The sequence below is a fragment of the Bradyrhizobium sp. RP6 genome (assembly GCF_003837805.1).
Taxonomy (GTDB): domain Bacteria; phylum Pseudomonadota; class Alphaproteobacteria; order Rhizobiales; family Xanthobacteraceae; genus Bradyrhizobium.
The window spans coordinates 103,648-126,068 of record NZ_RQIT01000021.1 but is presented as its reverse complement, the minus strand read 5'-3'; the positions used below and the strand labels follow the sequence as shown (position 1 = coordinate 126,068).

General features: G+C 64.7%; 18 protein-coding genes. 8 read left to right on the top strand and 10 right to left on the bottom strand.

Annotation, left to right across the window (positions count from 1 at the left end):
* Nucleotides 1-425 precede the first annotated feature (425 nt).
* Entirely contained in the window at nucleotides 426-2,360 is a 1,935-nt protein-coding gene (locus tag EHH60_RS29145) for a carbohydrate porin (RefSeq protein WP_245454617.1), read from the top strand.
* Between the two features lie 215 nt (nucleotides 2,361-2,575).
* On the opposite strand, the gene EHH60_RS29140 is transcribed toward EHH60_RS29145, so the two are convergent.
* Entirely contained in the window at nucleotides 2,576-4,651 is a 2,076-nt protein-coding gene (locus EHH60_RS29140) for a methyl-accepting chemotaxis protein (RefSeq protein ID WP_124162818.1), read from the bottom strand.
* Nucleotides 4,652-4,894: 243 nt separating this feature from the next.
* Here EHH60_RS29140 and EHH60_RS29135 point away from each other — a divergent pair, with 243 nt between their 5' ends.
* Nucleotides 4,895-6,190, top strand: a complete 1,296-nt coding sequence (locus tag EHH60_RS29135; RefSeq protein ID WP_124162817.1) for a hemolysin family protein — start codon at nucleotides 4,895-4,897, stop codon at nucleotides 6,188-6,190.
* Nucleotides 6,191-6,237: 47 nt separating this feature from the next.
* Here EHH60_RS29135 and EHH60_RS29130 read toward each other — a convergent pair whose 3' ends face one another.
* The 3 genes from EHH60_RS29130 to EHH60_RS29120 all read right to left on the bottom strand — a co-directional run bounded on the left by EHH60_RS29130 (nucleotide 6,238) and on the right by EHH60_RS29120 (nucleotide 9,456).
* Nucleotides 6,238-6,477 (bottom strand): PilZ domain-containing protein, encoded by a 240-nt coding sequence (locus EHH60_RS29130; protein WP_124162816.1) that lies wholly within the window; start codon nucleotides 6,475-6,477, stop codon nucleotides 6,238-6,240.
* A gap of 97 nt (nucleotides 6,478-6,574) precedes the next feature.
* Nucleotides 6,575-8,200 (bottom strand): FMN-binding glutamate synthase family protein, encoded by a 1,626-nt coding sequence (locus EHH60_RS29125; protein WP_124162826.1) that lies wholly within the window; start codon nucleotides 8,198-8,200, stop codon nucleotides 6,575-6,577.
* A gap of 482 nt (nucleotides 8,201-8,682) precedes the next feature.
* Nucleotides 8,683-9,456 carry a ferredoxin--NADP reductase gene (locus EHH60_RS29120; RefSeq protein WP_124162815.1) on the bottom strand — a complete coding sequence of 258 codons (774 nt, stop codon included), beginning with the start codon at nucleotides 9,454-9,456 and terminating at the stop codon, nucleotides 8,683-8,685.
* A gap of 373 nt (nucleotides 9,457-9,829) precedes the next feature.
* Between EHH60_RS29120 and EHH60_RS29115 the strand changes: the two genes are divergently transcribed.
* Nucleotides 9,830-10,759 (top strand): ATP-grasp domain-containing protein, encoded by a 930-nt coding sequence (locus EHH60_RS29115; RefSeq protein ID WP_124162814.1) that lies wholly within the window; start codon nucleotides 9,830-9,832, stop codon nucleotides 10,757-10,759.
* A 377-nt stretch (nucleotides 10,760-11,136) separates the two neighbouring features.
* On the opposite strand, the gene EHH60_RS29110 is transcribed toward EHH60_RS29115, so the two are convergent.
* Nucleotides 11,137-11,337, bottom strand: a complete 201-nt coding sequence (locus EHH60_RS29110) for a hypothetical protein (protein WP_124162813.1) — start codon at nucleotides 11,335-11,337, stop codon at nucleotides 11,137-11,139.
* A gap of 746 nt (nucleotides 11,338-12,083) precedes the next feature.
* On the opposite strand from EHH60_RS29110, the gene EHH60_RS29105 reads away from it, so the two are divergent.
* The 4 genes from EHH60_RS29105 to EHH60_RS29090 all read left to right on the top strand — a co-directional run bounded on the left by EHH60_RS29105 (nucleotide 12,084) and on the right by EHH60_RS29090 (nucleotide 17,043).
* Nucleotides 12,084-13,085, top strand: coding sequence for an NADP-dependent oxidoreductase (locus EHH60_RS29105; RefSeq protein WP_124162812.1), 1,002 nt, complete (start codon nucleotides 12,084-12,086; stop codon nucleotides 13,083-13,085).
* A gap of 167 nt (nucleotides 13,086-13,252) precedes the next feature.
* A complete protein-coding gene (locus EHH60_RS29100; protein ID WP_124162811.1) occupies nucleotides 13,253-14,107 on the top strand; it encodes a cysteine rich repeat-containing protein in 855 nt (284 codons plus the stop codon).
* 186 nt (nucleotides 14,108-14,293) lie between these two features.
* On the top strand, nucleotides 14,294-15,433 hold the full coding sequence (locus tag EHH60_RS29095) for an FAD-dependent monooxygenase (protein WP_199752131.1): 1,140 nt from the start codon (nucleotides 14,294-14,296) through the stop codon (nucleotides 15,431-15,433).
* On the top strand, nucleotides 15,430-17,043 hold the full coding sequence (locus tag EHH60_RS29090) for a benzoate-CoA ligase family protein (RefSeq protein WP_124162810.1): 1,614 nt from the start codon (nucleotides 15,430-15,432) through the stop codon (nucleotides 17,041-17,043). Before EHH60_RS29095 ends, EHH60_RS29090 begins: the two co-directional genes overlap by 4 nt.
* Nucleotides 17,044-17,221: 178 nt before the next feature.
* Here the strand turns inward: EHH60_RS29090 and EHH60_RS29085 are convergent, their stop codons facing one another.
* Together EHH60_RS29085 and maiA are read right to left on the bottom strand one after the other, a co-directional pair.
* Nucleotides 17,222-17,734, bottom strand: coding sequence for a MarR family winged helix-turn-helix transcriptional regulator (locus tag EHH60_RS29085; protein WP_199752129.1), 513 nt, complete (start codon nucleotides 17,732-17,734; stop codon nucleotides 17,222-17,224).
* Nucleotides 17,724-18,356, bottom strand: a complete 633-nt coding sequence (maiA, locus tag EHH60_RS29080) for a maleylacetoacetate isomerase (protein ID WP_124162808.1) — start codon at nucleotides 18,354-18,356, stop codon at nucleotides 17,724-17,726. The genes EHH60_RS29085 and maiA overlap by 11 nt, the downstream gene beginning before the upstream one ends.
* 182 nt (nucleotides 18,357-18,538) lie before the next feature.
* Between maiA and gtdA the strand changes: the two genes are divergently transcribed.
* Nucleotides 18,539-19,579: a gentisate 1,2-dioxygenase gene (gene gtdA / locus EHH60_RS29075; protein WP_124162807.1), complete on the top strand. Its 1,041-nt coding sequence runs from the start codon at nucleotides 18,539-18,541 to the stop codon at nucleotides 19,577-19,579.
* Nucleotides 19,580-19,694: 115 nt separating this feature from the next.
* Here the strand turns inward: gtdA and EHH60_RS29070 are convergent, their stop codons facing one another.
* From EHH60_RS29070 to EHH60_RS29060, 3 genes are all read right to left on the bottom strand, one after another.
* On the bottom strand, nucleotides 19,695-20,516 hold the full coding sequence (locus tag EHH60_RS29070; RefSeq protein WP_124162806.1) for an ABC transporter permease: 822 nt from the start codon (nucleotides 20,514-20,516) through the stop codon (nucleotides 19,695-19,697).
* Complete coding sequence (locus EHH60_RS29065; RefSeq protein WP_124162805.1) at nucleotides 20,509-21,282, bottom strand: ABC transporter ATP-binding protein; 774 nt, start codon at nucleotides 21,280-21,282, stop codon at nucleotides 20,509-20,511. The genes EHH60_RS29070 and EHH60_RS29065 overlap by 8 nt, the downstream gene beginning before the upstream one ends.
* 131 nt (nucleotides 21,283-21,413) lie before the next feature.
* Nucleotides 21,414-22,418: an ABC transporter substrate-binding protein gene (locus tag EHH60_RS29060; protein ID WP_124162804.1), complete on the bottom strand. Its 1,005-nt coding sequence runs from the start codon at nucleotides 22,416-22,418 to the stop codon at nucleotides 21,414-21,416.
* Between the last annotated feature and the right edge of the window lie 3 nt (nucleotides 22,419-22,421).

Genomic DNA, 22,421 nt, shown 5'->3' with positions numbered 1-22,421 from the left:
GTCCCCCCGGGCGGGGTCATCCATATTTTGAATCCCGGAGCATGATCCGGAAAAGTGCGCCGCGGTTTTCCGAGAAGATCGTGCTCAAACAATAGCCTAAAGCGCGACGAGCACTCTCCTAAACCCATCCGCGCTTTAGGCAGTTGTTGCACCCCCGTCACAAAGCAGTGCGAAGCATCCACCTGCAACGATCTACTCAGTTGCAATTGCGAATTAATAGCAATAAGCCTTGCAACTGGACTCGGGAACTTGGGACTAAGGTCGCATCGGATCGCGTGGACGACCGGGGCCTGATGACAGGGGTGCCGCGAATCGGCAGTGATATCGCGGCAGATGGAATACATTCGCGTTTGGGGGCGTGCGTTTTGACGTTGAGAGGTCACCGTTACAGGTACTTGCGGACGGCCACGGCAATTGCCGCGGGCATGGTGGCTTTCCCCGCCATCGGCCAAACGGCTGATCTGCCGCTGAAGGCCCCGGCCTTGAAGGCGGTCTATGACTGGACCGGCCTCTATATCGGCGCGCATGTCGGCTTCACCCGCGGCACATCCGCGGCGACTCTTGCCGATCCCACGGTCGCGACCGACGATCACGTGTTCAACGGCATGACCGGAGGCGTCCAGGCCGGCTACAATTGGCGCCTCAATTCAGGCTTCCTGCTCGGCGTCGAAGGCGATATCTCCTTCCCGAACTACCTCCCCTCCAATCACGTCGTGTCATCGGCGGCGACCGCGCTCTCGAGCGCGGAGGAGCGCTGGGACTATGTCGCGAGCCTGCGCGCGCGGCTCGGCTACACCAGCGGCAACTGGCTGTTTTACGCGACGGGCGGCGCGGCGTTTGCCGGCGAGCGATTTCTCTCGACGCCGACCGGCGGCGTTGAAGAGAAAGTGCTGCACACGCGGTTCGGCTGGACTGCCGGCGGCGGCGCCGAATACGCTTTCGCGCCGCACTGGAGCGCGCGGCTCGAGTATCTCTACAGCAAGTTCGAGAACGCCAGCGTCACCTTCCCCTCCGGCGGGCAATATTCGTCGTCGATGGATTTTCACAGCCTGCGCATCGGCCTCAATCGCAAGATCGACTGGCCGGGCGTGCCGACCTACGACCCGAAATCCGACGTCACCGACACCGAATCCAGCCGCTGGGAGATTCACGGCCAGTCGACCGTGCTCGGGCAGGGCTACCCCGCGTTCCACGCGCCTTATACCGGACCGAACAGCCTGCTGCCGTCGCCGGATTTTCAGCAGACCTGGAGCAATTCGCTCTATCTGAATGCGCGGCTGTGGGACGGCGGCGAGGTCTATTTCAATCCCGAGCTGCTCCAGGGCTTCGGCTTCAACAACACGACGGGCGCCGCGGGCTTCCCCAACGGCGAGGCGCAGAAGTCCGGCTTCCCCTATCCGCACTTCAACGCCTCGCGGCTGTTCGTGCGGCACACCTTCGGCTTCGGCGGCGAGCAGGAGGAGCTGGCCAGCGGCCAGCTTCAGCTCGCCAGCAAGGTCGACGTCTCGCGTTTGACCTTGCAGGTCGGCAAGTTCTCGGTGGTCGACGTGTTCGACGGCAATGCCTACGCGCATGATCCGCGCAAGGATTTCATGAACTGGTCGATCTGGGCGTCCGGCGCCTTCGACTATGCCGCCGACAAGCTCGGCCTCGGCTATGGCGCTACCGCCGAGTTGAACCAGAAGCAATGGGCGCTGCGCGGCGGCTACTTCCTGATGGATGCCGTCTCCAACTCCAACAATTTCGACATGAATATCGGCCGTCGCGGCGAGTACGTCGCGGAGCTCGAGTTGCGCTATTCACTGTTTGGCCAGCCCGGCAAGCTGCGCACGCTCGGCTTCGTCAACAGCGCTTTCTCCGGCAGCTATCGGCAGACGCTGGACAATCCCGCGTTCGGCGTGGATATCAGCCAGACTCGCCGCGGCCGCCTCAAATACGGCTACGCGCTCAATCTCGAACAGGCCATCACCGACGATATCGGCATGTTCGGTCGCTGGAGCTGGAACGACGGCCGCAACGAGATCATGGCCTTCACGGACATCGATCGCAGCCTGTCCGGTGGCGTTTCGGTCAAGGGAGCGAGTTGGGGCCGGCCCGACGACGTCGTCGCCATTGCCGGCGCCGTCAACGCCCTGTCGCAGGATCATCGCGATTTCATCGCCGCCGGTGGTCTCGGCCCGCTGATCGGCGATGGCCGCCTCAACTACCGTCGCGAACGCGTGCTGGAGACCTATTACGCCTACGCGCTGAACAAGGCGCTGACCTTCACCGCCGACTACCAGCTCATCGTCAACCCCGCCTACAACGCCGATCGCGGACCGGTGTCGGTGTTTTCGGGGCGGCTGCACGGCGAGTTCTGAGCGCAACGCGACTGCGGTGCGCGCGCCTCGTCCTTCGAGACGACCGCTTCGCGGTCTCAGGAACAGGCTAAGCAGCATCGGTGCCAACGGATATTGCTGCCGCGCACCCCACCCTCATCCTGAGGGCCCGCCGTAGGCGGGCGTCTAAGGATGCGCCGCTGGGAAGCTGATCTTCAAATGCGATTGCGTCCCCGGCAGGAAGAGGTGTTCAAATTCTACGCCGCGCGGATCGCGTCGAGGAATTTTCCGACCTCGACCTTGAGGCGGCTGCTCTCACCGGACAGCGATCTGGCCGACGCGAGCACGTTGGAGGAGGCCGATCCGGTCTGGCTCGCGCCGCGCTGCACATCGACGATGCTGGCGGAGACCTGCTGGGTGCCGCGCGCCGCCTGCTGCACGTTGCGTGAGATCTCCCGCGTTGCCGCGCCCTGCTGCTCGACCGCCGAGGCGATTGCCGACGCGATCTCGGACATGCGTGTGATGGTGTCGCCGATTGCCTTGATGGCGCCGACGGAGTCCTCGGTCGCCGTCTGGATCCCCGAGATCTGCTGACTGATCTCGCCGGTGGCCTTGGCGGTCTGCTCGGCCAGCGCCTTGACCTCGGAGGCGACGACGGCAAAGCCGCGGCCGGCCTCGCCGGCGCGCGCCGCCTCGATGGTGGCATTGAGGGCGAGAAGATTGGTCTGACCCGCGATCTGGCTGATGAGCTCGACGACGTCCCCGATCCGGCCCGCGGCCCTGGCGAACTCGCCGACATGATCGTTGGTCCGCCCCGCCTGCTGCACCGCCTCGCCGGCGATGCGCGCGGAATCCTGAACCTGACGGCTGATCTCGTCGACCGACGAGGCCATCTCCCCGGCCGCCGCAGCGACGGTCTGCACGTTGGTGGAGGCCTGTTCGGAGGCAGCCGCGACGGTCGCGGTCACCTTTTCCGATTGCTCGGCCGTGCTCGTCAGCGTTCCCGCGGACGCTTCCAGCTCGGAGGAGGCCGACGAGACGGTGTTGATGACGTCGCCGATCATGGCTTCGAACTCGCGCGCGATCTGGTCGACGCGCTGGCTGCGCCGGAGCTTCGCCTCGGCTTCGGCCGCGGCCGCCTCGTCGGCGGCCTTCTTGGCTAGCAACGAATCCTTGAAGTGCTGGAGCGAGCCCGCGACCTGGCCGATCTCGTCGTTGCGGCCGGTCGCCGGGATCTCGACATCATGCTGCCCGGCGGCGAGCGCTCCGATCACGTCGGCGATCCGGCCGAGCGGCGTCACCACGCGCCTGCGCAGCATCATGGTCACGCCACCGAGCGTCCCGAGCAGCGCCAACACGGCGACACCGGCGAGCGCGAGCATCGCCAGCGCGCCGTCGCGCGCGGCCGCGGCGCGCTCGCCTGCTTCCGCCAACGCGGCGTCGCGTACGCCGTAGAACATTTGGATGGCCGGCACGATGACCTTCGCCAGCTCGTCGGCGGTGGCGCCGTATTTGCCGTCACTCCGCGCCGCGGGCATCTCCTTGTCCACGGCAACCGCAGCTCGTCCGAAATAGGATTCCGTCGCCGCCTTCAGCGCGGCAGCGATGCGGGAGGGATTTCCGAGCTGGTCGATACCGGCCTCGATGCGCTCGCGGTCGGCCTCCACGCGTCCCTGCATGCGGTCCATCAGCGACAGTTCAGCCGCGGTGAGCGGGCGGCGTGCAGAGAGCGCCGGGGACAGCGTGGCCGCGCGACTGCCGGCCGAAACGCGCAGATCCTGCGCCGTTCGCGCCAGGCTCAACAGCGCCGCAAGCGAGGAATCGGCATTGATGATTTTCGCCTCGAGCCGGTTCATGACCGGTTCGATGTGGCCGATGACCTCGGCAACGCCGGGCAGGAAGCCCTTCGTCGCGGCGCTGTCGCGCGCCGCCAGGGGAACGCTCATCGCGCGATCTGCCGCGGTGGTGATCTCCTTCAACCGTCGCGCAGCACGGTCGAGATTCTCGGCAATCGCGCCGCCGTCGTCCAGCACCATGACGGCGCGCCTTGCGGCCTCGAAGCCGGCCTCGGCAGTTTTCGCAGCCTTGGTGGCGACATCGAGCTGTGCCTGCGTCGCAGCGCCTTCCTGGAAGATAGGTCCGATGTAGGGAGCGCGAAGGCTGGCGACGTGCTGGCTGGCCATCAGCGTCGCACCAAAGGCATCGACGGTCTTGATCGCATCGGAGCGGTTCGTGAAGATTCGGGTCTGAGGGATCAGCACCTCGGCGCCAAGGATGACTGCAAATACCGTCACCGTCAGCATCGACAGTGCGAAAAGCTTCCCGACCCGCATCCTGATTTCCCCGAATTTATTTCTGCAATGTCGAAAATCTAGCGGGCGGCCACTAAGGGGGCGTTAAGCAACGTCCGTAGTTCCGCTGAGTGTCAGGTTGTCGCGGAGGCCTCGGGAACATTGCCGGACGCCAGTTCCCTTCGGTGCCCGAATGCGCGGAATTGGCAGCATCTCCTCACCGAATACCTATATCGAGATGGCTTGGCGTCATCTGTGACACACTTACTTACCTCCGGAAGGTCAATGCTCTCGCTCGAACTCGTCATCGTCGTCATCCTGATCGTCATCAACGGTTTGCTCTCGATGTCCGAACTGGCCGTGGTCTCGTCACGTCCGGCGCGGCTGTCGCTGCTCGCGGCCAAGGGCGTGCGCGGCGCCGAGCGGGCGCAGACGCTGGCAGCCGATCCCGGCAAGTTCCTGTCGACGGTGCAGATCGGCATCACGCTGGTCGGCGTGCTCTCCGGCGCGTTCTCGGGCGCGACGCTCGGGCAGCGGCTGACGCAATGGCTGCTCGAGCTCGGCCTCTCCAAGGGCATTGCCGACATCGTCGGGGTCGGGCTCGTGGTCACGCTCATCACCTATGCGACCTTGATCGTCGGCGAGCTGGTGCCGAAGCAGGTGGCGCTACGCGATCCCGAAAGCATCGCGGTCCGCGTCGCGCCCGCGATGCACACGCTTGCGAAGATATCGCTGCCGCTTGTTTTTCTGCTCGACCTCTCCGGAAAGCTGATCCTCGCGCTGCTCGGCCGCGGCGGCAAGACGGAGGAAAAGGTCTCGGAGGACGAGATCCATCACCTCGTCCGTGAGGCCGAGAGCGCGGGCGTGCTCGAGCCTGGAGAGAAGGAGATGATCGCCGGCGTGATGCGGCTCGGCGACCGGCCGGTCGGCGCGGTCATGACGCCGCGCACGGAGGTCGACGAGATCGACCTGAACGACGATCCGGCCGCCATCCGGGAGATCATCGCCAAGAGCCCGCATTCGCGCTTTCCCGTCTGCGACGGCGACCGCGACAAGCCGATCGGCGTGCTCCAGGCCAAGGACCTGCTGGTTGCCTATATGGACGAGCGCACGCCGGACCTGCGCGCGCTCGTGCGCGAGGCACCGGGCATTCCGGTGTCGGCAGATGCGCGCGACGTGCTGACCATCCTGAAAGCTGCTCCGGTTCACGTCGGCCTCGTCTACGACGAATACGGTGCCTTCGAAGGCATGGTGACGGCTGCCGACATCCTCGAGTCGATCGTCGGCGCCTTCCATTCCGAGGCGGGGCCGCCGGAGCCGGCCTATGTCAGGCGCGCCGACGACTCGCTGCTGATCTCCGGCTGGATGCCGGTCGACGAATTCGGCGAGCTGCTCGGCGTCGAACTGCCGCCGCACCGCTACAACACGGTGGCGGGCCTGGTGCTGCAACAGTTCAACGCGCTGCCCAACGCCGGCGACGCCTTCGACTTCCGCGGCTGGCACATCGAGGTGGTCGATCTCGACGGACGGAGGATCGACAAGATCCTGGCAACCCGGCGGGGCGAGCAGGCAGCGGCGTGAGTTGAAATGGCCGTCGTCCCGGACAAGCGCGCGTCACACGGCGAGCGTCATCCGAACCTCACCCCGATCCGCTTTTCCTTGCGCCAGACCACAGTGCAGGACAGATGCGTTCCGTCGGCCTGCACGAACAGAGTGAAATACTGGGGGATGCCGACTGGGCTGGTGACGTCGAGTGCGGCGCCGGTATCGGAGAGATTGCGAACGGTACAGTCGATCGCACCGCCGCCGAACTCGATGGTTCCGGCCTTCAGCACGCGGTGCCTCGATTTGCTGCGTCGCTCGTCCATGGGCGCAATTTACACCCAAAGCTGAACCAACCGTTAAGCCCACCCCCCGCTCGCGACAAATTTGCGGCCCGCGTGCCTGCCTGCCGCGGCCGGCATCCTACGGCGCCGGCTGGAACGTCTCGGCGCGCGCCATCCGCCAGGCGTCGCGGAAGCGCGGGTCTTGCGTGCCTTCGAGCAGCTCGCCCGGGCGCAGCGCCGGATAGAGCTGCGCGAAGGATTGCACCTGGGTCGTCGACGTCCGCTGGCTGAAGTGAATCGGGCGCAGCTGCTGCGGATGTTCGAGGCCGGCCGCGGCAATGAGCTCCGTCAGCGAGTGCAGGGTCGCATGATGGTAATTTTTTACGCGGTCGATCTTGAGCGGCACGTAGAGCGCGCGCGCCCGCGTCGGGTCCTGCGTCGCTACCCCGGTCGGGCAACGGTCGGTGTGGCAGCTCAGCGACTGGATGCAGCCGAGCGAGAACATGAAGCCGCGTGCCGAATTGCACCAGTCGGCGCCGATCGCCATCGCGCGGGCCATGTCGAAGGCCGTCGCGATCTTGCCGGAGGCGCCGATCTTGATGCGGTCGCGCGCATTGATGCCGACCAGCGCGTTGTGGACGAAATTGACGCCCTCGCGCATCGGCATGCCCAGATGATCCATGAACTCCAGCGGGGCCGCACCGGTGCCACCCTCATTGCCGTCCACGACGATGAAGTCGGGATAGATGCCGGTCTGAAGCATCGCCTTGCAGATCGCCAGGAATTCCCAGGGATGGCCGATGCACAGCTTGAAGCCGGCCGGCTTGCCACCGGACAGGCGGCGCATCTCGGCGATGAACTGCATCATGCCAACCGGCGTCGAGAACGCGCGGTGCGAGGCCGGCGAGATGCAGTCCTCGCCCATGGCGACGCCGCGGATCTTGGAGATCTCCTCAGAGACCTTGGCCGCCGGCAGCACGCCGCCATGACCGGGCTTGGCGCCCTGGCTGACCTTGAGCTCGACCATCTTGATCTGGTCGTCGCTGGCAACGCGCGCGAAAGCTTCGGGATCGAAGCTGCCGTCAAGATGGCGGCAGCCGAAATAGCCCGAGCCGATCTCCCAGATGATGTCGCCGCCCATCTCGCGGTGATAGGGGCTGACGCCGCCCTCGCCGGTGTCGTGCGCGAAGCCGCCCTTTTTGGCGCCGGCATTCAGTGCCCGCACCGCATTCGGGCTGAGCGCGCCAAAACTCATCGCCGAGATGTTGAACACCGAGGCCGAATAGGGTTTTGCGCAATCCGGCCCACCGATCATGACACGGAATTTCTCCGTGGCATGCGCCTTCGGCGAGACCGAGTGGTGCATCCACTCATAGCCCTCGCGGTAGACGTCCTCCTGGGTGCCGAACGGCCGCTTGTCGAGCTCCATCTTGGCGCGCTGATAGACCACCGCGCGGGTGTCTCGCGAGAACGGCATGCCATCCTTCTCGCTCTCGAAGAAATACTGCCGCATCTCGGGCCGGATCTCTTCGAGCAGGAAGCGGATATGCGCGGAGATCGGGTAGTTGCGCAGCACCGCGTGGCTCTTCTGCAGGAGATCGCGGACACCGAGCAGCGTCAGCGCGCCGAAGATCAGGATCGGGACCAGCATGATGTCGAAGATCTTGCGATCCGCGAGGCCGATGCCGATCAGGAGCGCGGTGACCACCGCACAGATCGTCAGCACGATGAAGCGCGGCGAGAACGGCAGCAGCAGGGTTTCCATGACCCCCTCTTCCGCCAGCGGCAGGCGTTTGGGGGATGAGTGTTGAGGCGATTCCCGCGTCTTGTTGTCGTCGGCCACGATCCGATCCTCTCGCCAGCATGAGGCGGTACGATACGCCTGCGCCTGTCATACGGATATGACGCGGCCCTTGTTTCAGGCTAGCGAATTCGGCGGAGACAAATCAATCAGCCCGATGGCGGGCTGCTGCACTGCAGCAGAGGTGTTGAGAGGAAGCTGCGGCGGGCCGCAGGGCCCCTTTTGGGTTGCGAGGGGGCCACTCTGGATTCCACAAGCTCAGCTGACGCTCCGGGCAAGCGCGAGTCCGGCATCCACATCAACGGGATTTGACGACTGGAGGAAAGCTGTCACTCCGAGCCTTCGCATAACCACGGCCTGTGGTTATAGGTCCCCGATCGGCGCTTCGCTTGTCCGGGACGACGAGTTGAGTGTGGCGCGCGATCACGCCACTTCTTCAACGGAGCTTACCGCTCGACGAAGGCCTTCTCGATCACGAAATGGCCGGGCTTGTTGCCGGAGCCCTCGATGAAGTCGCGGCTCTCGAACATCACCTTCAGCTCTTCGAGCATCGCCGGGCTGCCGCACATCATGATGCGGTCGGTTTCGATATCGAGCGGACCTTGGCCGATGTCGTTGAAGATCTGCTCGGAGCTGATGAGGTCGGTGATGCGGCCGCGGTTCCTGAACGGCTCACGGGTCACGGTCGGATAATAGACGAGCTTGTCCGCGAGCAGCTCGCCGAACAGCTCATCCTCGCGTAAGGTCGCGACGAGCTTCTCGCCATAGGCGAGCTCGGAGACCTGGCGGCAGCCATGCACCAGCACGATCGACTCGAACTGGTCGTAGACCTCGGGATCCTTGATCAGGCTCGCGAAGGGCGCGAGGCCGGTGCCGGTCGAGAGCAACAACAGCCGCTTGCCGGGAAGCAGATTGTCGGTGATCAGCGTGCCGGTCGCCTTGCGGCCGACCAGGATGGTATCGCCTTCCTTGATCTTCTGCAGGCGCGAGGTGAGCGGGCCGTCCTGAACCTTGATCGAGAAGAACTCGAGCTGTTCCTCGTGATTGGCGCTCGCCATGCTGTAGGCGCGCAGCAGCGGACGGCCGTCGACTTCGAGTCCGATCATGGCGAACTGGCCGTTCTGGAAGCGGAAGCCGGTATCGCGGGTGGCGCGAAAGCTGAACAGCGTGTCGGTCCAGTGGTGGACGGAAAGAACCTTCTCTCGGTAAAACGCGCTCATGATTCTCGATTTCCGAATAACTGCGGTTTTAGGGCAAAAGCGTTGCCCGGCCCTGGAAGCGGGGCGGACACCATTTGCCATGGCGGAGGATTTCGCCTGTGTGATCTACGCCATTGAGACCAATAATCAACCTCGTTCCGGATGCAATTGATGCCGGTCAAACCGGCATTTGCGGCAGAACTGGTCACATCATTCAGAAATCTGCTGCCGGGCGCATGAGGGAGGCAATTTCTTTTCCCTGCTGGGCTGGATTGAAGCACTTAATTTCCGTCGCGCTCGCGAGAATTTCATTAAGAATAGCTCTGAATTTCATCCCCATTGGCGCCGATTTCCGCATTTTTGCGGCTTTTGGCGACAGGAACGACGAAAGACCATGGCAGGCGGCGAGCGAATCTTCGTTCAGGCGATCAGGCGCTATTGCGCGGAGCACGACATCGCAGTCGATGTCCGCGCCAGGGGCTGGCTGATCGCGATGCGCAAAGGTGCGAGGTGCCGCTTCGCCTTCGGCTACGACATCGGACTCAACAGCGCCATCGCCCACCGCCTCGCCAACGATAAATCGGCCACCGCCGAGGCGCTGGAGATGGCCGGCGTGCCGTGCGTTCCTCACCACCTCTTCCTCAATCCGAGCATGGGCGTGCACGTCGCCGGGACCGATTGGCGCCAGGGCATGCTGGCACTGCTCGCCCGGAATCCGCAAGGCGTGGTGGTGAAGCCGAACGAGGGCACGTCCGGACGCGCCGTGTTCAAGGCGACGAGCAGCGACGAGCTCGACCGCGCCATCACCGAGATCTTCTCGTCCGGCCTTGGGCTGGTGATCGCCCCCTATGTCGAGATCGAGGAGGAAGTCCGCGTGATCGTGCTCGATGGCAAGCCGATGATCGTCTACCGCAAGGAGCGGCCGTCGGTCGTCGGCGACGGCATGCAGACGTTACGTGAGCTGGCGAGCGCGGCGGGACAGGACGGACGTCTGCACGAACTCGCTGCGCACGAGCTCAACGCCATCGTTCCCAAGGGGGAACGGCGCCTCCTGACCTGGCGGCACAATCTCGACGCCGGCGCAAAGCCGATCCTCCTCGATGAGGGCGAGGTTCGGGCTGACTGTGCGAAGCTCGCCATCGACGCCGCAAACTTCATCGGCATCACCTTCGCCTCCATCGACGTGGTCCGGGTCGACGGCATCTGGCGCGTGCTCGAGATCAATTCCGGGGTGATGATGGAGGCGCTCGGACGGCTCCATCCCGGACTGGTTCAGACGACCTATGACGCGGCGCTGGATCGCATTTTCGAGACATCCCTCTGAACTGCCGGCGCCAATTGCCGTATCGCGCGCGAGCGCGCGTCGATTGAAATGGAACGAGGCCCGGAATACCGAGCCTCGCCGCCATGGCAACTGCGTTTGGGTTTCAGAGAGAAGCCGCCAGGCTCGAAGACGCTATTGCAAATCCTGGACGTGTCGGTTGCGCCAGCGCAAACAATGGTAACCTGCGTCAACGCGCATTCTGCGATTGCTCGCAGGAGCGTCCCGACTTCGGAACTATTCTCCGCACGCTAGATCAGGCACGCGAGATAGACCACCGCCCCGCTGAGGACGGCTGCGACTGACCACAACGCCGGGTCGAACGACTCGGCGACAGCTCCGGTCTCGGTTCTGCTCTTGCGCATTGCAAATCCTCCGGATCAGCGGACGGCCACGGCGGCCGAGCCGCCCAGGACCACCGGCTTTCCGGGCTTGAATACGGCTGCCCGCTCGACCGCCGCGGTTCTCGTGTCGGCGTGGAAAGAAACGGCAATACCGGCGACGACCGCTGCAACCAGCAATGCGACGATGACGATCTTCGAATGGGTGGCGCGGTCGGCGCTATAGATCGAATGATTCATCGGGCCTCCGAACTCCATCCATCAGCCCATTGTCGAGCGGAGCTGCCGGCCTCGCTAGCTCGCGTCGTATCTTAGGGCGAGTTCCCTAAGTAGTTTGACGGATGCCGGTTTTCAGCCAAAGGTTGAGCAATATCAAGGTCGCCTCGCCTCGTTCGGAGGAAAGAGCAGCACAAGGCGCCGCCCGGTCGGTCGCGACCGGAGATGAAATCCTCTCGTATCGGCAACTTTCATTGTCTCGAACTGCATCGGGCAAACGGAGATGAATGAAGCGCACCAATTGGCTCTGGCGATGTTTGTATTGGCCTGCACAGCCATGACGCTCGTTGCGGGGCAGCTCTACATGGAGCAGAGCGTGGATACGAAGCCCTCTGCTCCCAGACACACGCAGACGGTGTCGCTAGGCACTTCGACGCCAGCGGAGGCGCGCAGTCGCACAAGGCCGGACCTCGTCATGGTGACGCGGCCGTGACGAAGACCGCCGCTGCTTTTTTTTGGCGCCGGCTGAATCGCCCCTTGCCCTGAACGCTTCTCCGAGTTGCAGCGGCACGTTCAGGCGCTCGCCCGTGACGCGAGACTTGTCCTTGCGCCTTGTGGCGCTTTGCGCGTGGTCGTGTTGGCCGGATGTTCCCGTTGTGAAATGGAACGCGGCGATCTAGCTTTCACGCGGCGCACGGCACATGCGGCTTGCACGTTCTCCTTGCGACAGCTGCATCAACAATTGCCAGACACATGAAGAAGGGAACGCGATGAGCGGCAACATCAATCGCCAGATTCTTTTGGTGGAGAAACCCGGCGGCAAGCTCGGTCCCGAACATTTCAAGATGGTGGAGAGCGCGGTGCCGGAGCCGAAGGACGGCGAGGCCTTGCTGCGCGTCCGATACATCTCGCTCGATGCCGCCAACCGCGCCTGGATGCACGGCGCAACCTATCGTTCCGCCGTCGAAGCCAACAGCGTGATGGCCGGCGGCGCCATCGCCGAGGTCGTCAGCTCGAAGGCGCCCGACCTTGCGCCCGGCGACGTCGTGTTCGGCGACACCGGCTGGCAGGAATATGCCGCGGTGCCGGCGAAGCATCTCACCAAAATGCCGAAGCTCGAGCCGATGACGCATCTGCTCAGCGTGTTCGGCATCGCCGGTCTCACCGCCTATTTCGGCCTCCTGGAGATCGGCAAGCCCAGAGAGGGCGACACGGTCGTGGTCTCCGCCGCTGCGGGCTCGGTCGGCTCGATCGTCGGGCAGATCGCGAAGATCAAGGGATGTCGCGTTATCGGCATCGCCGGCGGCGCAGACAAGTGCAGGTGGCTGACGTCCGAGCTCGGCTTCGATGCCGCGGTGGACTACAAGAACGGCGCCGTCTTCAAAGCGCTGCGCGCAGCGGCTCCCAAAGGCATCGACGTCTATTTCGACAATGTCGGCGGCGACATTCTCGAGGCCTGCCTGCCACAGATGAACAACTACGGCCGCATCGCCTGCTGCGGCGCGATTTCGCAATATGACGGCACTCCTGCCGCGCATGGCCCTCGCGGCGTGCCCGGGCTGATCGTGGTGAAGCGGCTGACCATGCAGGGCTTCATCGTGATGGATTACATGAAGGAGAGCCAGCGTGCGCTCGCCGACCTGCAGGCCTGGGTGAAATCCGGCAAGCTGAAGGTTCAGGAGGACATCATCGACGGGTTCGAGAACACACCGAAGGCGCTGATCGGACTGCTCGCGGGCGAGAACCGCGGCAAGCGCATGGTGAGACTCTAGCGCCGCCCTCGCTCCGTCGTCTTTGACCAAAATCTGCTTGCGATGGCGGACAAAGCGTCCATGATGTCTTGCATCGCATGGCTCGCGACGATTGCAATCACATCACCTTTTTCGGAGCGTCGAACGGCGGCTCGAGCGCTCGACCTATAGGGCAGGAAGTCATCCATATGTTCGAGATATTGAAGCATGGCGCCACGCGCGCTGCGTTGCTGGCGTCGGCGCTGTTCGCAACTGCAGCACCCATTTTTGCGCAAGCGCCGACCGATGCGCAGAAGAGCGCGATCCGGTCGGCGTGCCGCTCGGATTTCATGACGCACTGCTCGAGCGTGACGCCGGGCGGCGTGGAAGCGTATCAATGTCTGAAGAAGAACGAATCGAGCCTGTCATCGGGATGCCAGACCGCGGTCCGCGCCGTCGAGCCCGCCGCGGCTCCGAAGACCGAAGCCGCTCCCGCAGCGCCGAAAACTGAAGCTGAAGCTGCACCCAAGGTCGAGCCGACGCCTGCCGCGCCGAAGCCCGCGGCGCCCAGCGTGCCCTCCACTGAACCTGCCAAGCCGGCCTCGACCTCCGCCGCGCCCAAGGCTGCTTCCGCCAAGCAACCGAGCAGCGCGCAGGTCTCCGCCGTCAAGAGCGCCTGTCGGTCCGATTATCCAAAGGTCTGCGCCAGCGTCCCGCCGGGCGGCGCGGCTGCGCTCGAATGCCTGGAGAAGAACAAGGCAAGGGTCTCACCGTCCTGCCAAGGTGCGCTGAGCGCGGCATCCGGCGGTGCGGCGGCCACAGCGGCGCCTGCAGCTGCCGCTCCCGCGGCCGCCCCCGCCGCGGCGCCGACCACGATCGTACTGCGGCCATTGCTGCCGCGCGAGGAGCTGTTCATCGTCCGGTCGGCCTGCGGCGCCGACATCCGCACGCTCTGCACCGGTGTGGCGCCCGGCGGCGGCCGGATCATGCAATGCATTTCCAACCGGGCGGCGTCGCTCTCGCCGGCCTGCAAAGACGTCCTCGTACCGTTCGCGACGAGGTAGGCGCTTGTGGTCAAGCCGCGGCTGTTTCTTTATGGTGGCGCCTGACCGATCGGAGTTGCGTCGCACGCAGCTTTGGATCGCGTTTCGGCTCGCCGCGCGTGGCCAATAATTCCGCTGGCGCCGGAGGCCGGAGCACACTAGTCTAGCCCTAGATAGTAAGTATACTGTCAATTAGGGAGGCAGACGTTGCGGATCGCCGTGATTGGCGGGGGGCCGGGTGGGCTCTACTTCGCCTATCTCTGGAAGAAGCGTCATCCCGAGGATCAAGTCGACCTGTTCGAACAGAACCCGGCCGACGCGACCTGGGGATTTGGCGTTGTGTTCTCCGACCAGGCGCTGGAATTCCTGCGCGCCGACGACCCCGAAACGGTCGATGCGATCGCCCCGCACATGGAGAGCTGGGAGAACATCACGCTGAACCTGCATGGCGACAGCGTCGCCATCGACGGGGTCGGCTTCTCCTCGATCGGGCGCCTCGAGCTCCTCAGGTTCCTGCAGCAGCGCGCGCTCGATGTCGGCGCCACGCCGCGCTTCGATACGCAGATCCAGGCAATCGACCAGCTGAACGGCCACGATTTGATCGTCGCCGCCGACGGGCTGAACTCGCTGGTGCGCCGCGCCTTTGAAGGCGACTTCGGCACCTCGTTGTCCTACTCCTCCAACAAGTTCGTCTGGTACGGCACCTCGAAACGTTTCGACACGCTGTCGCAGACGTTCGTGCGGACCGACCGCGGCGCCTTCAACGCCCATCACTACCGCTATTCGCCGACCATGAGCACCTTCCTGGTCGAGTGCGATCACGCCACATGGCAGGCCTATGGTTTCGCCTACAAGGACGTCGAGCAGTCCAAGGGGGTCTGCGAGGAGGTGTTCGCCGACACGCTTGGCGGCCATTGCCTCATCTCCAACAAATCGGTCTGGCGCAACTTTCCCTGGGTCTGGAACGAGCACTGGTCGTTCAAGAACATGGTGCTGCTCGGCGACGCGCTGCATTCGGCGCATTTCTCGATCGGCTCGGGCACGCGGCTCGCAATCGAGGACGCGATCGCGCTGGTCAAGGCGCTGGAGTCGGATGCGCATCTTGCGACCGCGCTGCACCGCTACCAGGCCGCGCGCAAGCCCATCGTGCAGAAGCTCGTCGATGCCGCGCGCACGAGTGCGTTCTGGTACGAACACTTCGCCGAGCACATGAAGCTTCCCCTGCTGGACTTCGCCTACAGCTACATCACCCGTTCCGGCCGCATCGACGATTCCCGGCTACGCGCGATGTCGCCGGCCTTCATGGCCCGCTACGAGGCCGCCAGGAATGCCGGAGATACGCCATGAGCAGCGAGATCCGCGACCAGGTGCCTGCGGACAGCCCGGGCGCGCGCGAGATCGGCTTTGCCGTTCTTGAAATTTACAACGCCAGCCGCGTGCTGTTCGACAATTTGGCCAAAGGCCGCGGCGACAATCGCGCGCTCATGGGTCCGGCGGGCACGCGGACCTATGCCGAGCTCTGCGGCGAAGCCTGCCGCTGGGGCAACGGTCTTGCCTCGCTCGGCCTCGAGCGCGGCGATCGCGTGCTCTTGTTCCTCGACGATACGCCGGCCTATCCGGCCGCCTTCTTCGGCGCGGTGCGGGCCGGCTTCGTGCCACTCCTGATCAACACGCTGACGCCGCCAGACCTCCTGCAATTCTATCTCGCCGATTCCGGCGCGACTGTCGCGGTCGCGGATGCCGAGTTCGCGGCGCGCTTCAATGCGGAAGCCTGCAAGGACACGAAGCTCCATACGCTGATCGTCGTGAATGGTGCAGTAGGCGAGCACGCCGCGCCCGCGGCGTTCGCGGCGGCAGGCTGGCTCGCGCAGTTCCCGCCCGAACTGGCGGAAGCTCCGACGCATCGCAACGAGATGGCGTTCTGGATGTACTCCTCCGGGTCGACCGGGCGGCCCAAGGGCATCGTGCATCTCCAGCACGACATGGCCTACACCGATGCCGCCTTTGCGCGGAACGTGCTGAAGCTGACGCCAGATGACATCTGCTTCTCGGTGCCGAAGATCTTCTTCGCCTACGGCTTCGGCAATTCCGTGACCTTCCCGTTCTCGGCCGGCGCGGCGACACTGCTCTTGCCGGGCCAGCCGAAGCCTGCATCGATCTTCGCGGCGATCGAACAATACAAGCCGACCGTCTTCTTCGGCCTGCCGACGCTTTATACATCGCTGACAAAGGCCGAAGGCGCGGACAAGACGAATTTCTCGTCGCTGCGCATGGCGCTCTCCGCCGCCGAGGTGCTCTCCGCCGAGGTCTTCAACGGCTGGAAGACGCTCACGGGACTCGAGATCGTCGAAGGCCTCGGCTCGACCGAGGTGCTCCACATCTATCTCTCCAACCGCGAGGGGCAGAAGAAGCTCGGCGCCGCCGGCCTGCGCGTGCCCGGCTACGAGATCGCGCTGCGCGACAAGGACGGAAACGAGGTCGGCGACAACGAGGACGGCATCTTGTGGGTCCGCGGCGATTCCAACACGCCGCTGTACTGGAACCGGCCGGACAAGTCAGCGGAAACCATTCGCGAGGGCGGCTGGATCTACACCGGCGACCGCTTCGTCCGCGATGCCGATGGCTTCCACTTCTTCCGCGGCCGCGCCGACGATCTCATCAAGATCTCCGGCCAGTGGGTCTATCCGCTCGAGGTCGAGCTGTGTCTCGCCGACCACCCCGACATCCGCGAATGCGCGGTGTTCGCCGCCGAATTGCCGGACCGTCGCATGACGCTGAAGGCGGTGGTGGTGATGAACCGCCGCGCCAACGATCCAAGCGAAGCGACGCGCCGATTGCAGGACTATGTAAAAGGCAAGCTGCTGCCGTACAAATATCCGCGCGAGGTGATTTTCATCGACGAACTGCCGAAGACGGGCACGGGCAAGATCGACCGGCAGGCGTTGCTGCGGATGTAGGGCGACGGCTCGGCCGTAGCCGCGGTGCTGTGCCCCGGACGCAGTGCAGCGCGAAGCGGTGCGCTGCAGAGCCGGGGCCTAGACTTCAGCGCCGCGCGTCCAATGTCCTGGGTCCCGGCTCTGCGCAGCAGCGCAAGATCGCTGCAGCGCGTCCGGGACACGAGACATTGGCAGCCCCTCACCCGCCCTTCCCCAGATGCTCCAGTGCATCCTCCGCCCGCAGCGGCACCCGCGAGGCCTCGTTGTTGAGATCGACCAGTTGCGCCAGCAGACCCATCAGCGCCTTGCGGTCGGCGGGCTTCAGCGGCTCCAGCATGCGCGCCTGCGCGCGTTCGACGGCGGGGATGATCTCGCGCAGGATCGCGGCGCCCGACTTGGTCAGATACAGCAGCTTGATCCGCTTGTCTTCCGGCGCCGGCTTGCGCTCGATATAGTCCTTGGCTTCAAGCCGCTCGATCACGCTGCCCAGCGTGGAGCGGTCGAAGGCGATCACCGCCGAAAGCCGCGTCGCGTCGATGCCGGGATGGGTATGGATCGCGATCAGCGCGGCATATTGCACGGGGGTGAGATCGAACGCCTTGCACTCCTCCATGAAGATCGAGACCGCGATCTGCTGCATGCGCCGGAACAGATAGCCCGGCGCGGCATAGACCGCGTCGATCGTGATCGGAGGGGTAGGCTTACTCGGCATCGGGCTGCTTCTCCGGTGCGGCATCGGCGAAGGCGGGCAGCGCCTTTGCCGCGGCCTCGGCCTTGAGCAGACGCGGATAGGCCGAGACATCGACGCCGAAGCGGCGCGCATTGCCGAGCTGCGGCACGAGGCACAGATCGGCAAGCGTCGGCGCATCGCCGAAGCAGAATGGGCCCGGTTCGTCCCTGATCAGCGTCTCACAGGCCGACAGGCCCTCGCGATTGACCCAGGCCGCCCAGTCCTGCACCTTCTCCTCGGGCAGGCCGAGCTCGCGCAGCCGCGCCAGCACTTTCAGGTTCTGCACCGGATGAGTGTCGCAGGCGATCGCCAGCGCGAACGCCCTTACCTTGGCGCGGCGGAGCGGATCCTTCGGCAGCAGCGGCGGATTGGGGTGCGTCTCGTCGAGCCATTCGATGATCGCCACCGATTGGGTCAGCACTGCTCCCACATCGTTCTCCAGCGACGGCACCAGGCCTTGCGGATTGATGGCGAGATAAGCGGGCGCGCATTGCTCGCCCTTGCGCAGATGGTGCGGCAGATGCTCGGCGCCGAGCCCCTTCAGGTTCAGCGCGATCCGCACCCGATAGGCGGCGCTGGAGCGGAAATAGCCGTGCAGCTTCATGGAGAGCCTCCCATATTTCTTGTCGTTCCGGGGCTCGCGACGCGAGAACCCGGAACCTCGAGATTCCGGGTTCGATGCTAACGCATCGCCCCGGAATGACGACGGTGATTGTCATTCGTCACATTGACGCTACCTGGATCGTAAGTATACTGTCAATTAACAAACGATCGGGAGCAGCAACCATGGAAGCCGTGACCAGGACGCCGGAACGCGAGGCGTTCTACAAGAAGATCGACGGCGAAAATCTCACCGCGCTCTGGACGGTGATGAGCGACCTGATCACGCCGGAGCCGAAGAGCGCCTGCCGTCCTCACCTCTGGAAGTTCGACGTCATCCGCGACTACATGACGGAGGCCGGCAAGCTCATTACCGCCAAGGAAGCCGAGCGGCGCGTTCTGGTGCTGGAGAACCCGGGGTTGCGCGGGCAATCCAAGATCACGACCTCGCTCTATGCCGGCGTGCAGATGGTGGTGCCCGGCGACGTCGCGCCCGCGCACCGCCACAGCCAGTCGGCGCTGCGCTTCGTGCTCGAAGGCAAGGGCGCCCACACTGCAGTCGACGGCGAGCGCACCGCGATGGAGCCAGGGGACTTCATCATCACGCCGTCGATGACCTGGCACGATCATTCCAACGAAACGAACGAGCCGATGTTCTGGCTCGACGGCCTCGACATTCCCCTGGTGCAGTTCTTCGATTGCTCCTTTGCGGAAGGCTCGAAAGAGGATCAGCAAAAGATCAGGAAGCCTGCCGGTGACAGCTTTGCCCGCTACGGCTACAATCTGCTCCCGGTCGACGCGAAGCGGAGGTCGAAGACGTCGCCGATCTTCAGTTATCCCTATGCCTACACCCGCGAAGCCCTGGAAAGGGCGCGCCTGAGCCAGGAGTGGGACGCGTGCCACGGGCTGAAGCTGAAGTTCAGCAATCCCGAGACCGGCGACTTTGCGATGCCGACCATCGGCACCTTCATCCAGCTGCTGCCGAAGGGTTTCAAGACCGCGCGCTATCGTTCGACCGATGCGACGGTGTTCTGCCCGATCGAGGGCAAGGGCCGCAGCCGCATCGGCGACGCCGTCTTCGAATGGGGGCCCCGCGATCTGTTCGTGGTGCCGAGCTGGCACTGGGTGACGCACGAGGCGGACGAAGACGCCGTGCTGTTCAGCTTCTCGGACCGTCCGGTGCAGCAGAAGCTGGATCTGTTCCGCGAGGATCGCGGGAACGCGTGAGCTCTGGTGCCAGCCACGTCGTCATTGCGAGAAGCGTAGCAACGATGCAATCCAGACTGTATCCGCGGTGACCAGTCTGGATTGCTTCGCTGCGCTCGCAATGACGGAGTATACTTCACCGCCAGTGCAACAGCCTCGTCTCCAGCCAGCCGATCACCTTCCCCACCATGAGCCCGAACACCGACAGGATCACCACGCCCGCAAGCAGCTGATCGGTCTGCATCAGGTTGCCGGCCTGGAGCACGAAGGCGCCGATGCCGTATTGCGCGCCGATCATCTCGGCGCTGACGACGAGGAGCAGCGCCACGGAGGCGGTGATACGGAAGCCGGCGAGGATCGCGGGCAGTGCGCCGGGCCAGATCACCTTGCGCACGATCGTGGCGAAGGGAACGTTGAAGCTCTGCGCCATGCGGATCAGGTTGCGCGGCACGGCATCGACGCCGCTATAGACCGAGATCGCGGTCGAGAAGAACACGCCCAATGCAATGGTCGCGATCTTCGGCTCCTCGCCAATGCCGAGCCAGAGGATGAGCAGCGGCAGCAGCGCGATCTTCGGGATAGGGAACAGTGCGGAAATGAAGGTGATGCCGACGCCGCGCGCAAGCCGCGACAGGCCGATGGCGAAGCCGACCGCGATACCCGCAGCGGTCCCGAGCAGCCAGCCGACGCCGATACGCAGCAGCGAGGCCGAGACGTGCTGCCAGAGCGCGCCCGACACCGCGAGCTGATAGATCGCGCGCGCGATCGCCGAGGGCGCCGGCAGGAACAGCGGATTGACAAGGCCAGTGGTGCCGGCAGCCTCCCAGATGGCGATGACGAGCGCGAGCGCGATCCAGCCGCCAAAACGGCTGCTGGCGGGAACGAAGCCGGCGCCGCGGAAGCGGACGCGCCGGGTCGCAGTGTCCTTCGCAATTTCGGCCGGCGCGCGATCAAGCATGCTGGACCTCGCGTTCAGCGTCGATCGCCTCGTTGCGGATCAGCGACCAGATCTGGTTCTGAAGCGCAAGCAGCCTTTCGCGCGCCGCCACTTCGGCGCGCGCCGCTCGCGTCATCGGCACGGCCACGACCTCGCGGATGCGTCCCGGCCGCCGCGACAGCACCACGATGCGGTCGGCGAGACGGGCGGCTTCCTCGAGATTGTGGGTGACGTAAACCGCGCCCATGCCGCCATCGGCGAGCAGGCGGACAAAGTCTTCCATCAAGAGCTCGCGGGTCTGCGAATCCAGGGCCGAGAGCGGCTCGTCCATCAGCAGGATCGCGGGCTTCACCGCAAGCGCGCGCGAGATGCCGACGCGCTGGCGCATGCCGCCGGAAAGCTGCTTTGGATAGGTGGTGCGGAAATCGGTCAAGCCGGTGCGGCGCAGGGCATCCTCGACCAGCGCGCGGCGTTGCGCAGCGGTGAGCTGGGCGTGCAGCAGCGGGAATTCGACGTTCTCCTCGACCGTAGCCCAGGGCAGCAGCGCGAAATCCTGGAACACGAAGGTCAACGGATTGAGACTGTCCGCCGGCGGCGCGCCGCGCAGCTCCGCCGCGCCGGAGGTCGGCTGCAGCAACCCGCCCAGGATCGACAGCAACGTGCTCTTGCCGCATCCCGAGGGCCCGACGATCGCCACCACCTCGCCTGCGCTGACGGTGAAGGAGACATCGTCGAGCACGGCGAGATCGTCGAAGCGGTGGGTGATGTGGTTGGCGATCAGGTCCATGAGAGCTCGTCGATCCTGTTCTCAGTCGTTCCGGGATGATCGAAGGATCAGACCTCAGGTGCGCAATTGCACACCGGGGAACCTCGAGGTTCCGGGTTCTCGCTTCGCGAGCCCCGGAATGTCAAGAATGGCTAGTCCGCCTTCACGTAATCCTTGGCGATGATCGCATCGGCATCAAAGCCCTTGTCCGCGAAGCCCTGCTCCTGGAGCCATTTGATCTGGTTGTCGACATTCTTGACGTCGAGCTTGCCGTCGGGATCGACATAGGCGCAGTTGCCGACCACCTGCTCGACCGGCAAGTTGGTGTACTTCGCGATGATCTCCAAGAGCGGTTTTGTCTGCTCGTTGATGGGGGCGACGCCGTCCTTCATCGCAGCGAGGATGACGTCGTGATATTCGCGGTCGGCCCTGGCCAGCGCGCCGAGCAGCTTCGTCACCAGCGCCTTGTTGGCCAGCGTCTTCGGCGAGGCGAACACCGCCCCCAACTGCCACGGCGTCTCGTCGCCGACCCAGCCCAGGAACTTCGCGCCGCCCTCGTCCATCAGCTTTCGCGCGGTGGAGATCGGCAGCAGCGCCGCATCGACGGTCTCGCCCTTGAGCGCGGCCGCCGCATTCGACAGCGATTGCAGCGGCACGATCTTCACGTCGGCAAGCTTGAAGCCGTATTTATCGGCGAGCAGGCCGAGCGAGTAGTGAAAGCTCGATCCGACCTGCGTCACCGCCACGCGCTTGCCCGCGAGGTCCTTCGGCGTCTTCAGACCGCTCGCATAGGCGTTGTTGCTGGCGAAATAGCCGATCAGGGGATAGCCGGGCTTCTCGCGGCTCATGCCGCCGATCACCTTCAGCACGCCCTTGCCGGCGAGATTGTAGAGACCCGCGGTGAAGGCGGTGACGCCGAAATCGACATCGCCTGAGGTCGTCGCCACCGCGATCGGCTGCGCCGCATCGAAGAATTTGAGCTCGACCGCCAAGCCGGCGTCGCGGAAATAGCCCTTGTCCTGCGCAATGAAGACGGGGGCGGAGGACGACAGGCGGAGCACGCCGATCCTGGCCTTCAGCGCATCCTCGGCCCGCGCCGTGCCCATCGCCATGATCGCCACCAGGCCCGCTATCGCGAGCCGCGCCATCCCGATCATTCC

Coding starts and splice junctions, on each gene's coding strand:
- EHH60_RS29145 (WP_245454617.1), top strand. CDS start 426: ATGGTGGCTTTCCCCGCCATCGGCCAAACGGCTGATCTGCCGCTGAAG.
- EHH60_RS29140 (WP_124162818.1), bottom strand. CDS start 4,651: ATGCGGGTCGGGAAGCTTTTCGCACTGTCGATGCTGACGGTGACGGTA.
- EHH60_RS29135 (WP_124162817.1), top strand. CDS start 4,895: ATGCTCTCGCTCGAACTCGTCATCGTCGTCATCCTGATCGTCATCAAC.
- EHH60_RS29130 (WP_124162816.1), bottom strand. CDS start 6,477: ATGGACGAGCGACGCAGCAAATCGAGGCACCGCGTGCTGAAGGCCGGA.
- EHH60_RS29125 (WP_124162826.1), bottom strand. CDS start 8,200: ATGGAAACCCTGCTGCTGCCGTTCTCGCCGCGCTTCATCGTGCTGACG.
- EHH60_RS29120 (WP_124162815.1), bottom strand. CDS start 9,456: ATGAGCGCGTTTTACCGAGAGAAGGTTCTTTCCGTCCACCACTGGACC.
- EHH60_RS29115 (WP_124162814.1), top strand. CDS start 9,830: ATGGCAGGCGGCGAGCGAATCTTCGTTCAGGCGATCAGGCGCTATTGC.
- EHH60_RS29110 (WP_124162813.1), bottom strand. CDS start 11,337: ATGAATCATTCGATCTATAGCGCCGACCGCGCCACCCATTCGAAGATC.
- EHH60_RS29105 (WP_124162812.1), top strand. CDS start 12,084: ATGAGCGGCAACATCAATCGCCAGATTCTTTTGGTGGAGAAACCCGGC.
- EHH60_RS29100 (WP_124162811.1), top strand. CDS start 13,253: ATGTTCGAGATATTGAAGCATGGCGCCACGCGCGCTGCGTTGCTGGCG.
- EHH60_RS29090 (WP_124162810.1), top strand. CDS start 15,430: ATGAGCAGCGAGATCCGCGACCAGGTGCCTGCGGACAGCCCGGGCGCG.
- EHH60_RS29085 (WP_199752129.1), bottom strand. CDS start 17,734: ATGCCGAGTAAGCCTACCCCTCCGATCACGATCGACGCGGTCTATGCC.
- maiA (WP_124162808.1), bottom strand. CDS start 18,356: ATGAAGCTGCACGGCTATTTCCGCTCCAGCGCCGCCTATCGGGTGCGG.
- gtdA (WP_124162807.1), top strand. CDS start 18,539: ATGGAAGCCGTGACCAGGACGCCGGAACGCGAGGCGTTCTACAAGAAG.
- EHH60_RS29070 (WP_124162806.1), bottom strand. CDS start 20,516: ATGCTTGATCGCGCGCCGGCCGAAATTGCGAAGGACACTGCGACCCGG.
- EHH60_RS29065 (WP_124162805.1), bottom strand. CDS start 21,282: ATGGACCTGATCGCCAACCACATCACCCACCGCTTCGACGATCTCGCC.
- EHH60_RS29060 (WP_124162804.1), bottom strand. CDS start 22,418: ATGATCGGGATGGCGCGGCTCGCGATAGCGGGCCTGGTGGCGATCATG.